This is a genomic window from Streptomyces sp. NPDC127190, assembly GCF_042672505.1.
Lineage (GTDB): Bacteria > Actinomycetota > Actinomycetes > Streptomycetales > Streptomycetaceae > Streptomyces.
Genome location: NZ_JBHXVE010000005.1, coordinates 1 through 11,227, shown reverse-complemented (window position 1 = coordinate 11,227; position 11,227 = coordinate 1). Strand labels below are relative to the sequence as shown.

Here is an 11,227-nt window from a genome sequence, read left to right as displayed (position 1 = left end):
GCGGGCCCGCCCGGGTCGGGCTTTGCCCGCCCGGGGCCACGCCCGCGCGCGGGGGGGGGCCCCCCCGGGGGGGGGGGGGCCCCCCCCGCCCGCCCCCCCCCCCCCCCCCGGCCGCTCGCCGGCCCGGCCCGCTCTGGACTCTCGGCCTGCTCCGCAGCGAGCTGTTCACCACCGTCCGCCGCTGGCGCACGCTCGCGCTGCTCGGGGTGCTGGCCGCGGTGCCGGTGCTGATCGGGATCGCGGTGAGGATCGAGACGCGCGGCGGGGTGGGCGGCGATCACCGGGCGGGCGGCCCGGCGTTCATCACCCAGGTCACCAACAACGGCCTGTTCCTGGTGTTCACGGCGCTGGCCGCGACCCTGCCGTTCTTTCTGCCGATGGCCGTCGGTGTCGTCGCGGGCGACGCGATAGCGGGCGAGGCGGGCGCGGGCACCCTGCGCTATCTGCTGGTCGCCCCGGCCGGCCGGACCCGTCTGCTGCTCACCAAGTACGCGACCGTGCTGGCCTTCTGTCTGCTGGCCACGCTGGTGGTCGCGGTCTCGGCGCTGCTGGTCGGCGCGTTGCTGTTCCCGCTCGGCGAGCTGACGACCATATCGGGCACCCGGATCGGCTTCGCCGAGGGGCTCGGCCGGGCCCTGCTGATCGCCCTGGTCGTCGCCGCCTCACTGGTCGGGGTGGCGGCGCTCGGCCTGTTCGTGTCGACCCTCACCAACAGCGGCATCGCGGCGATGGCGACCACCGTGGGGCTCCTGATCACCGTGCAGATCCTCGACCAGATACCCCAGCTCCACGCCGTGCAGCCGTACCTCTTCTCGCACTACTGGCTGTCCTTCGCCGACCTGATACGCGACCCCGTCTACTGGGACGACCTGACGAGGAACCTCGGCCTCCAGGCCCTGTACGCGGCGGTGTTCGGCTCGGCGGCCTGGGCGAGGTTCACGACGAAGGACATCAGCGCGTAGTCGTGGACGCTTCCCCGGCCGTCTCGTGCGGGTAGCGCGCGAAGGGTGCCTCCCGGTCGAAGAACGTCTTCGCGCGGGCCAGCGCCTCGGTGTCCTTCAGTACGTCGCCGGGTGCGGTGCCGTTGCCGAGCAGCACCCCGCCGAAGCGCATGCCCATGTAGGCGGCGGAGTTGTTGAGCGTGCCGAGGTAGGGATCGGCGACGGACGGTTCCTCCGCCGCCAGCGCGGCGATGCCCCAGAGAGTGCGGCCGGCCAGGGTCGCCCGGAAGTCCGCGCCGGGCGTGCGGAGCCAGCCCGACCAGTAGTCCAGGTAGCGCTTGGTGAGGCCGGACACCGAGTACCAGTACAGCGGCGAGGCGATCACGATGTCCGTGGCCGCGAGGGTGGCGTCCAGCAGCAGGGCCTCCGCGCTGTCGGACGGCGGCTGCGCGTGGTCGCTGCCGTGCCGCAGGTCCGCGAAGTCGGGCAGCGGAAGCTCGGCGAGCCGTATCCACTGCTGCTCGACATCCGCCGGCAGCTGTTCGGCGGCCGCGCGGGCCAGCAGCTCGGTGTTGCCCTCGGCACGGGCACTGCCCAGCACGAACAGGAAACGGCGTGTGGTCATGACTACCCCCAGGGATCACCGGCGGACGGGCACTGCGCAACACAATGCACCTGCATTATATGCACACGCAAGAGAATCCCGCTCAGGTCGATGACCCGTCACCGGAACCACTGCCGATCAGCAACGCCATGACACCGACCAGCGTCGCGCTGCTGACGATCTCCCGGCGGGCGATCATCCCGGGCACCCGGGAAAGAGGGATCCACTCCATCCGGTCGGACTCGTTGCGCTCGGTCGGGGCACCGATCCGCCGGGCGTCGTCCGTGCGGAACACGAAATGCCGGGCATCGGTGATACCGGCGGCGGGCTCCGCGTACACCAGCTCCCGCAGCGACCCCGGCCGCCAGCCCGTCTCCTCCTCCAGCTCCCGCGCGGCCGCCCGCACCGGCTCCTCACCGTCCTCGACCAGCCCCATCGGCAACTCCCATGCCCAGGTGTCCGTGACGAACCGGTGCCGCCACAGCATCAGGACCCGCCGCTGCCCGTCGACGGCGGCCGTCACCGCGACATCCCGCAAGCGCACCACGTGGTAGTCGACCCGGGCGCCGTCGGGCTGCTCGACGTCGAGCGACCGCAGACGCACCCAGGGCGTGTCGTATACCGCCCGTTCCCCGTGAACCGTCCACCGCACCACAAACCCCTCCTCGCACCAACGCAGTTGCCGCTCGCTCCCCGAGATCACGGCGAGCGGCATGACCACCATGAACAGCAACCCTCGCGCAGGCGGGACGGCCCGGCATCTGGGACGAGGCTGTGACGTCGCGGTGACGCGTGAGCCGAACCGAGGGGACAGACTGGTGAGTACGACACGAGGGGTACGACCGGATCGCACGGCGGGGGAGAGAGGCACACCGATGGCCCGACTCAGCTTCGAGAAGAAGCGGGCACCACAGCCCGTGGCGCACCCGGCGGCGGTGGCCGTCCGGGTGTTCGGCGCGGGCGACGCGTCGGTGGGCGGGACATCGGTCATGGCGGCCCCCGGGGAGGACATCCAGCAGGCCGTCCTGAACCACCTCCAGCGCCTGGCCATCAGCCTGGGCGCCCCCATACACGCCACCATCCAGGACGACGTCGCCGGCTGCGTGGTTCCCCTGGAGGTCTCGGCGGACGGATCCAGCAGGGTGGCGGGCGAGCCGACGCGGGTGGCTCCGCCGGTACGGCCGCAGGAGCCCACGGAAGAGTCCGCCCCCGCCCCGGCACCGGCCGCCCCCGCCCCGGTGAAGCCTGCCCCGGCACCGGCCGCCCCAGCCCCGGTGAAGTCCGCCCCGGCACCGGCCGCCCCCGCCCCGGCACCGGCCGTCCCCGAAGCGGAATCCGTCCTCCCCGACTACACGACCACCCACACCCCTCCCCGCGGATTCGACGCCGTCGCCGAGGAGATGCTGGGCGACGGCCCGCTGACCGAGACCGCGGAGGGCGCCGAGCTGCTGGGCGAGCCGATCGCGCGGATCAACGAGGCCGTACGGGAAGGGCGTATCGAGCTGGCGGTGGATCTCGTGGACCGTACCGTCGAAGAGGCGACGGCGGCGCTGGGCCCGCACCACGCCGAGGTGCTGCACCTGCGCGAACTCACCGCCTACATCGCCTACCTGGCGGGCGACCCGGTCCGCGCCTTCCGCCTCTCCCTCGACCTCGCCCGCCAGCGCCGGCAGACGCGGGACGCGGAGGCGGCCTACGGCAATGTGCAGAGCGCGGCGATGGCGTGGCGTGCGGTACGCGACCCCGAGGTGGGGCTGCGGCTCGGCCACGACCTCATCGACCTCTGGACGCACCTCGCCGCGGAGCCCGGCCCCGCCGCCGAAGACCCCCACCCCCTGGACTCGGCCCGCGCCCGCATGCTCCGCCTGACGGACAGGGCGGCCCGGCTCTGACGCCGTAGGGCCACTGGGGCGGCGCATCAGCTCTACGGCTCGGCGTTACGCCGCTCTTCCGGCACCAGCTTCTCGTACAAGGCGAGCAACCGGCCCTTCCCGTCTCGCGCTTCGAACCGGACACCATGGTCACCGGGATAGGGGCGCCGGTGATCGAATCCGCCCCTGTAGATCGCCCTGGGTACCCCGTCGGGGAAGGCCTCGCAGTATGGAACCCACTGGTCCACCGAAGTCCTCCCCTCGGGGTCTCGGCGCTGCTGCACTCTGGCGCAGGCGTCGCAGATGTTGGGGAGTCGGCGCATGACAGCTCCTAGGCCGCTCGGTGTTCAGTCAACACGACACAGTCGTGCGCTCCAATGGGGGGTTCCGGGACTATTGATCTCGGCAACGACCCAGGTCCCGTTGTCCAGCGTGAATGTTGCACCCAATGGCAGGATGTGCGCCCCGCCCTCACGGCCGGGCAACTCGATGTAAAGCTTCACGCGGGCGGGCTGCCCCTCGTTCGCCGGAAGGGCTGAAATACCGCCGATGGAGCCGAAAGGCAGGTTGGCCATCCGGCCCTGGCCAATGCTGAACTCGCGGTCAATGTCAGGCATTTTATCCCCTTACCGGAGTGTTACGTACTCTCCATGGTAGCCCTTGGGCTGGAAATATTCTGTGAATTCGGCTGCTGTCAGGGTTTCCGGGTGATACCTGTTCCACGGGTTATGCAGCCGGACCTCTTCATTGTTGAAGGACAGGACCTCGTACACGTGCCCTGGGACAAGACTTTTCGGGAGGTCGCCCTCGCCGTTCACGGTGTCTATCGGGCGCGTTGCGACGAGGACCGGCTTCCCCTCGGATAGCTTTTCCTGGATCTGCTGTTCCAGCGTGTGCTCCGCACCTCCTCCTTGGGGGAACGATACGATCTGACTGGGCTCCCCTGTGATTTGAGTAAGTAGTTCCGCCTGGTCGTAGGGGCGCGATCCCTGGTTGAGGCGTCCGTAGCCCGTCGGAGTGGGGCCTTCGAACTCTTTTGAGTCGAGGGTGGGGTCAGAGTTTAGTTTCTGTTCCTTGTTGTGCAACCAGTCGCGCTCCCACTGGTCGCGACGCCAGTCTGGCCATGTCTCGTCGATGCCGGCAGCTGATTTTTCCAGCACGGCCGGCCAGGCTACCTGCTCGACGCGCGCGAATGAGGCGGATTTGGTGGATTCCATTACCGGCAGATCCGGGGTGACGGTCATTTTCCTGGGGTCGCCGGGCGTGTAGCCGTTTCCGTCGTAGTGGGCCTGATGGAGGGTGACGGAGTATGTACCGTCCGGGTTTTCTCTTATTGCATTCTTGATGGTATCCGGGCGAGTCGAGCCAGACGCGCCGATTGTGGCGATAACGCCGCAGTCATTCAGGTATCCCTGTGCCACTTGCTCCCGGCTCGGTTCGCCCCTGAACAGGGGTATGCCGAGTTCTTTTATCGGTTCGCCGTATTCGACTGCAGGAATGTTCTCGTCGTACATGTGCGCGATATCAGGGTGCTCGATTCGATGGGTCTGCTCCTGTGCCTCGTGCGTTTGGGGAGCGGCCTCGGACTCGAATTCGGTGGAGCCCCCGGTTTGGTTCGTGCTGGACTCGTGCGGCATACCCGCGGGGTAGGCGTCTGCCTCAGGTGTCCGGGTGTCTGACGCGGGCTGCTCTGCCGGATTCGGTTCGGGTGCGTCCAGCGGCTCCTCGTCCGCTTCGCCTTCGGCAGATTCAAGCGGCTCAAGTGCTTCTGCCGGCTCCGGCGCTGCGTCGGCGGATTCGGCCGGCTCGCGTGGCCCCGTCGCCTCCTCAGCCTCCGGTGCCTGAAGCGACTCAGGCGCTTGCTCGGACTCAGGGGCTGTCTCGTAAGGCTCGGGGGCCTCGGCAGACTCCGATGCCTTGTCCGGAGCGTCCGCCACCTCGCCGGGCTCCGGGGCGTCGGCAAGTCCTTCCGGCAGCGCCGGCGCTTCCTCGGTGGATTCCGCGCTCTCAGCCTGCGTCAGCGCTTCTGCCGCTCCGGGAGCCGCCTCGGCGTCTACCGGTTCCGTGGCCTCCTGGCCATCGGCCGTCTCCGCCGCCTCTGCGGACTCAGGCTGAGGTGCCTCCGCCGATTCCGGCTCTTCTCCCGCATTCGGTTCCGGTGCCTCCGCGGACGCTGGTTCTGGTGCCTCTGCCGGCTCCGGATCCGGCGCCTCTAGAGGCTCCGGCGCCTCCGTCGGTTCTGCCGCTTTCTCCTGCTCGGGCTCCGGCGCCTCCGCCGTTTCCAGCGGTTCCGGCGCTTCTGGGATCCGGGGTTCCGGGGCCTCCGCCGAATCCGGGTCCGGAGCTTCCGTGGGCCCGGGTTCCGGTAATTCCGTCGGCTGCGACGCTTCCGCCGGCTCGGGCTCCGGCGCTTCTACCGATTCCTGCGCCTCTCTGGGTTCCGGCGCCTCCGGCTCCGGTCGGCGCTCTGTCTGGCGGTCGGTCACGCGCCGTCCTCGGGGGGCTGGTGGGTGCGGAAGAGGCGGACCCAGGGCAGGGTCTTGCGTTGCCAGGCCTCGCGGGCGACATGGGTGAAGACACAGGCCTGGTAGTCGGCGGCCGCCGTGGGCTCGCTGGTCGCGGCGGGGAGGGGGACCCGGTCCGCGATGTCGCCGATCCAGGTGGCCGTCGACTGCCACCAGACCGCCTGTTCCTGCTTGGACTTGGGATACGAGGTGACGCGCTGCCGCAGTTCCTTGCCGTCTTCCGGCCAGACCGCCGTCGCCGCCCGGGAGCGGAAGAGGCAGCGGTGCCGGCAGCCCTCGCACTCCGGGAAGGGGGCGAGGGCGTCCTCGATCGACGGGTGGGCCGCGGCGATCGAGCGGAACCGGGCGGCGAGTTCGGCGGGAGTGGCCAGGGGCGCCCGCGGGACACCCGCCTCGCGGGCCGCTGCCGCGCGCACGTCCGGGACCGCGACCAGGGCCGGGCGGTCCAGCCGGTCGTGGTGGACGAAGGCCTGGAACGGCTCCAGGGTGGCCGCGTACCGCTCCTGGTCGGCGGAGAACCGCATGGTGCCGCCGATGAGTTCACGGTCGGCCGCGGCCGGCAGGCGGTGCATCACCTTCAGGTTGGTGTTCTTGTACGCGTCCTCCACCAGCTTGCCCGGCACCTGCTCGACGATCACGATGCTCTCGCCGTACTTCCGGTTCTCCGCCAGAGTGTTGGCGAAGGCCTGGGCGGCGCGGGCCTGGGCGTTGCCCTCCTTGCTGTCACCGGACTGGCCCGCGGGGCGGCCGAGCAGACGGTGCGCCTCCTCGATCACCGTGACATGGGCGAGGGAGCCGCCGGCCCGGTTGGCCTTGTAGTGCTCGGTCATCGACTGGAGGATCAGCGCGGTGATCAGCGACTGCTCCTTCTCGTTGTCACCGACCGCCGCCAGCTCCACCACCACCGGACGGTTCAGCAGCTCGGTCACCGGGTACGACCGGGCCACGTCCAGCGTGCTCCCGCAGGCGCCCTCGGCCAGCGCCTCGGCCCGCAGCCGCGACGCCGCGATGATGTTGTCCCGGACCTCGCCGGAGTAGTCGAGCGCCTCGCACTGCCGGCGCATCTCGGCGATGAAGTCCCGCAGCGTGGGCCACTCATGGGAGGAGTCCGCGATGTCCGTCGGGACGATGCCCTTGCGGGCGTACGTGGCCCGCAGCGCGCGGTTGTAGATGTTCGGCAGCGGGTCCCACAGGCCGAACGCCGCATCGAAGCAGGCCATGAGCCCGGCGATATGGGTGCTGATGCGGACGCCGGCCGGCACCTCGAAGGGGTTCAGCCGGAACGGCGCCGTGGTCTCGTCGCCGACCGTCAGGACCAGCAGGTCCTCGAAGCCGGGGCGGGTGGCCAGCCAGCGGTAGTCGTCCAGGTCGGAGTTGACCGGTTCGAGGACGAGGAAGGGCACCGCGTGGTCGCGCCAGAGCTGTTCGCAGAAGGCCAGGGTGGTGTTGGTCTTGCCCGAGCCGGTGGTGCCGACGAAGAGGGCGTGCCGGGTCAGGTCGCCCAGGGCGATGCCCAGCGGGCCGGCCGGGGTGTCGTTGACGAGCTGGCGGCCCAGGGTGAGCGACGGGCCCGACGCCTGGTACACCGTCTCACCGGCCAGGCCCGGCCGCCGTACCGGGAAGCCGGCCATATGGCCGTTCACGGCGAGCGGGAGCCGGAAGGCGGCGCCGGCCTCCCGGGCGTCGACCAGGTCGGCGAGCAGCCGCAGCGGAGGGGAGAGCGGCTCGGGCAGCCGCCAGGCGTGGTCGCCGCCCCAGCGGGCCTGTTCCAGGGTGGTCAGGGCGTGCCAGGCGGCCGGCAGCTCCGCGGGGGTGGGGCGGATCACGGTGTGCGCGGGGCCGGTGAACGTCTCGGTGAGCACCCCCTGCTCACGGGCCAGCTCCTGCGGTGAGATCGTCGCGCCGGCCAGTTCCGCCAGCGACTCGGGCAGCGGGGCGGGGGAGGCCAGGGCGATACGGGTGCGGAAGGCGCGGTCGGTGTAGCGGCGCGCGGCGTCCGCGTAGATCCGGGAGGCGTCGACGGCGAAGGCGTCCGCGGCGAGCTGGGCGCCCGGCGACCACAGACCGTCCGGCAGCTGGCCGGGGGTGCCGAGCCGGCCGTACTGGGTGGCGATCCGGTGCAGCAGCGGACCCAGGTCGTCCGGTACGACGTACGGCTCCAGGCCGATGGTCAGCAGCACCGGGTGCGGGTGCTCGGCCAGCGCCCGCCACAGCGCGTCCCACGGCGGCGCGGACGCGGTGAAGGGCTGCGGCGAGAGGTAGTAGCGGACGCCCGCGTCGGGGCGGTTGGGCAGGCCCGTGCGGTACCGCTTGCGGATCTCGGCCAGGCCCGAGTACGGCTCCGGGGTGAACGGCGTCAGCAGACGCGCCACCTCGGCCGGGTCCTCGACCGGGCTGGCGCTCACATGGCGCGGCAGCGTGGCCAGCCGGCCGCGCAGGGCGAGCGCGGCGGCCTCCGCCGCGGCCGGGGTGGGCGCCTGGACCCGGCCGAGCAGCGCGCAGGAGATCCGGTGCTCCGCCGGGTCGGTGAGATAGCGCAGTTCGAGCCGCTCGCCGTGGCTGGTGTTCCACTGCCCGCTCAGCCAGGCGGTCTCGGCCGCGACCGCCTTGATGCGGCGTTCCGTCTCCGTCAGCGCCGCGTACTCCGCCGTCTCGGTGAGGTCGGCGGCCGCGTCGATGCGCACCGCGACCCAGGCCCAGGTGGTCGGGCCCGCGGAGACGGTCAGCACGCCGGGCCCCGGCGGCACACCCGGTGCCGACCCGGTGGCCGCCCAGTCGGCGGTGCCTCCCGCCGGTGCGTTGACCATCGCCCCGTCCCCCGATTTCCGTGATCGCTGCTGCGTTGTCGCCCTGATTCCGGGGCAGTTGGCCCCTGCGGCCAGGCGATTGATCACGATAGTGCATGGGTCCGACAGGCCGGCCGGGCTGTGGAAAAGCAGCCGACCGGGCTGTGGAAAAGAGGGGAGACCGGGCTGTGGGCCACCCCGGGAGCAGCCCTGGCTAGGCGTCCACCGGTGCCGCGTCCGCCCGGGGCGCGGTGGGGACGGCGAGCGGGGGCGCCGGGCGGCGCGCGGCGCGCCACGCGTCGCCGGTCAGCAGGAGCAGCGCCGCCCAGACCAGGGCGAACCCCGCCCACCGCACGGGGGGCATGTCCTCGTGGAAGTACAGGACGCCCAGCGCGAACTGGAAGACGGGCGCCAGGTACTGGAGCAGTCCGAGGGTGGACAGCGGCACCCGGATCGCGGCCGCGCCGAAGCAGACCAGGGGGAGCGCGGTGACCAGGCCGCTGGAGGCGAGCAGGGCCGCGTGGCCGGGGCTGCCGTTCAGGAAGCTGGAGTCGCCGTGCGCGCCGAGCCAGACCAGGTAGCCGAGCGCGGGGAGGAACTGGATCGCGGTCTCGGCGGCCAGCGACTCGACCCCGCCGAGTCCGACCCGCTTCTTCACCAGCCCGTAGGTGGCGAAGGAGAAGGCGAGGCAGAGGGAGATCCACGGCGGGCGGCCGTAGCCGATGGTGAGGATGACGACGGCGGCGAGGCCTGTCCCGACCGCCGCCCACTGTATGGGCCGCAGCCGCTCCTTCAGCAGCAGGACGCCCATCGCGATGGTGACCAGCGGGTTGGTGAAGTAGCCGAGGGAGGTCTCGACCACATGGCCGGCGTTCACGGCCCAGATGTAGACGCCCCAGTTGACGGAGATGACGGTGGCGGCCACCGCGACCAGTGCGAGCCGGCGCGGCTGGCGCAGCAGCTCACCGGCCCAGGCCCAGCGCCGTACGAAGAGCAGGGCCGCGGCGACGAAGAGCAGGGACCACACCATGCGGTGGGCGAGGATCTCCAGCGCGCCCGCGGGCTTCAGCAGGGGCCAGAACAGGGGGACCAGCCCCCACATCCCATAGGCGGCGAAGCCGTTCAGCAGACCTGTACGGTGCTCGCTCTTCGACTTCCCGGCCACAGGGCCCCCTCTCGCGTCCTCGCGTGCCCCGTCGTCGGCACGCGGGAACGACGGTAGCGCCGAGCACCCCCCGCTGTCATGCCCGTATCGGCATACGGTCATGACAGCCGGGGGTGCCGGGAAGGGGTCAGGCCTTGAGCGCGGCGGCGATCGACTCGGCGATCGGGGTGGCCGGCCGGCCGATCAGACGGGCGAGGTCGCCGCTGGTGACGACCAGCTCGCCCTTCTCGATGGAGGCGTCGGTGTCGGCCAGGGCCACAGCCAGCGGCTCGGGCAGCCCGGCGCCGGTGAGGATGCCGGTGAGGGCCTCGACGGAGACCGGGGTGTAGACGATCTCCCGGCCGGTCTGCCGGCTCAGCTCGGCCGCGTACTCGGCGAAGCTCCACGACTCGTCGCCGCTTAGCTCGTACGTCGCGTTCTCGTGCCCCTCGCCGGCCAGTACGGCGACGGCGGCGGCCGCGTAGTCGGCGCGGGAGGCCGAGGAGACACGGCCGTCACCGGCGGCCTGGACGACCGCGTCGTGCGCCAGCACGGGGGCCAGGTTCTCGGTGTAGTTCTCGTGGTACCAGCCGTTGCGCAGCAGGACGTACGGCAGCCCGGAGGCGAGGATCGCCCGTTCGGTGCCGCGGTGCGCGTCGGCGAGTGCGCTCGTCAGGGTGCCCGGTGTGCTGGTGTAGGCGAGGAGCGCGACCCCGGCCGCCTTGGCGGCGTCGATGACGACCTGGTGCTGGGCCACCCGGTCCTTGTCGATCTCGCTGCCGGAGATGAGCAGCACCCGGTCGCCGGCGGCGAACACGCCGGCGAAGGTCTCGGGGCGGTCGTAGTCCGCGACGGCCAGCCGCACTCCGCGCGCGGCGAGCGCCGAGCCCTTCGCCTCGTCGCGTACGACGGCGGTGATCCGGTCGGCCGGGACGCGCTCCAGCAGGCCTTCGATGACGTGCTTGCCGAGCTGTCCGGTGGCTCCGGTGACGACGATGCTCATGGTGCTGACTCCTTGCGGGGGTGGTGGCCTGTCGGCCCGTGCCGATGCACTCACCCTACGAGGGGCGCTAACCATTTGAAAGTACCCACTTTGAAGTAAGGTACTGGCGTGGCGTTAAGTATGCGAAAGAGCATCAAAATGGACGACGTGCTCGGCGCCCGCAGCGCCTACGACGAAGCCCGGGAGCAGCAGCGCTCCCGGGCTTCGTGACAGCGGACGGCAGGGTCAGCCGACGACCGTCCAGGTGTCGCCGCCGGTCAGGAGTGCGGCGAGGTCGCCCTTGCCGTGTTGTTCGACGGCGGTGTCGAGTTGGTCGGCCATGGCGGTGTCGTAGACGGTGCGGTCGACGGAGC

General features: G+C 71.2%; 9 protein-coding genes and 1 pseudogene. 2 read left to right on the top strand and 8 right to left on the bottom strand.

The window, feature by feature from the left end; genetic code table 11:
* Positions 1-146: 146 nt before the first annotated feature.
* Positions 147-962 (top strand): ABC transporter permease, encoded by an 816-nt coding sequence (locus ACFVIU_RS10280; RefSeq protein WP_385842198.1) that lies wholly within the window; start codon positions 147-149, stop codon positions 960-962.
* Here ACFVIU_RS10280 and ACFVIU_RS10275 read toward each other — a convergent pair.
* Positions 952-1,566: a flavodoxin family protein gene (locus ACFVIU_RS10275; RefSeq protein WP_385841822.1), complete on the bottom strand. Its 615-nt coding sequence runs from the start codon at positions 1,564-1,566 to the stop codon at positions 952-954. The genes ACFVIU_RS10280 and ACFVIU_RS10275 overlap by 11 nt on opposite strands.
* Before the next feature lie 82 nt (positions 1,567-1,648).
* On the bottom strand, positions 1,649-2,197 hold the full coding sequence (locus tag ACFVIU_RS10270) for an NUDIX hydrolase (protein WP_385842197.1): 549 nt from the start codon (positions 2,195-2,197) through the stop codon (positions 1,649-1,651).
* A gap of 223 nt (positions 2,198-2,420) precedes the next feature.
* On the opposite strand from ACFVIU_RS10270, the gene ACFVIU_RS10265 reads away from it, so the two are divergent.
* Positions 2,421-3,437, top strand: a complete 1,017-nt coding sequence (locus tag ACFVIU_RS10265) for a tetratricopeptide repeat protein (protein WP_385841821.1) — start codon at positions 2,421-2,423, stop codon at positions 3,435-3,437.
* Between the two features lie 326 nt (positions 3,438-3,763).
* On the opposite strand, the gene ACFVIU_RS10260 is transcribed toward ACFVIU_RS10265, so the two are convergent.
* The 6 genes and pseudogenes from ACFVIU_RS10260 to ACFVIU_RS10235 all read right to left on the bottom strand — a co-directional run.
* Positions 3,764-4,033 (bottom strand): DUF6406 domain-containing protein, encoded by a 270-nt coding sequence (locus ACFVIU_RS10260; protein ID WP_385841820.1) that lies wholly within the window; start codon positions 4,031-4,033, stop codon positions 3,764-3,766.
* A 9-nt stretch (positions 4,034-4,042) separates the two neighbouring features.
* The gene (locus ACFVIU_RS10255; RefSeq protein ID WP_385841819.1) at positions 4,043-5,902 is read right to left on the bottom strand and encodes a hypothetical protein; all 1,860 of its coding nucleotides are present in this window, start codon (positions 5,900-5,902) and stop codon (positions 4,043-4,045) included.
* Positions 5,899-8,748: an ATP-binding protein gene (locus ACFVIU_RS10250; protein WP_385841818.1), complete on the bottom strand. Its 2,850-nt coding sequence runs from the start codon at positions 8,746-8,748 to the stop codon at positions 5,899-5,901. The genes ACFVIU_RS10255 and ACFVIU_RS10250 overlap by 4 nt, the downstream gene beginning before the upstream one ends.
* Positions 8,749-8,941: 193 nt before the next feature.
* Complete coding sequence (rarD, locus tag ACFVIU_RS10245; protein WP_385841817.1) at positions 8,942-9,892, bottom strand: EamA family transporter RarD; 951 nt, start codon at positions 9,890-9,892, stop codon at positions 8,942-8,944.
* Between the two features lie 127 nt (positions 9,893-10,019).
* A complete protein-coding gene (locus ACFVIU_RS10240) occupies positions 10,020-10,874 on the bottom strand; it encodes an SDR family oxidoreductase (RefSeq protein ID WP_385841816.1) in 855 nt (284 codons plus the stop codon).
* A gap of 225 nt (positions 10,875-11,099) precedes the next feature.
* Positions 11,100-11,227, bottom strand: a pseudogene (locus tag ACFVIU_RS10235) (2-oxoacid:ferredoxin oxidoreductase subunit beta); the annotation flags it as partial.

What these genes read in the sequence shown, in the direction of transcription:
- ACFVIU_RS10260 (WP_385841820.1), bottom strand. Translation starts at nt 4,033, where the DNA reads ATGCCTGACATTGACCGCGAGTTCAGCATTGGCCAGGGCCGGATGGCC.
- ACFVIU_RS10275 (WP_385841822.1), bottom strand. Translation starts at nt 1,566, where the DNA reads ATGACCACACGCCGTTTCCTGTTCGTGCTGGGCAGTGCCCGTGCCGAG.
- ACFVIU_RS10250 (WP_385841818.1), bottom strand. Translation starts at nt 8,748, where the DNA reads ATGGTCAACGCACCGGCGGGAGGCACCGCCGACTGGGCGGCCACCGGG.
- ACFVIU_RS10240 (WP_385841816.1), bottom strand. Translation starts at nt 10,874, where the DNA reads ATGAGCATCGTCGTCACCGGAGCCACCGGACAGCTCGGCAAGCACGTC.
- ACFVIU_RS10265 (WP_385841821.1), top strand. Translation starts at nt 2,421, where the DNA reads ATGGCCCGACTCAGCTTCGAGAAGAAGCGGGCACCACAGCCCGTGGCG.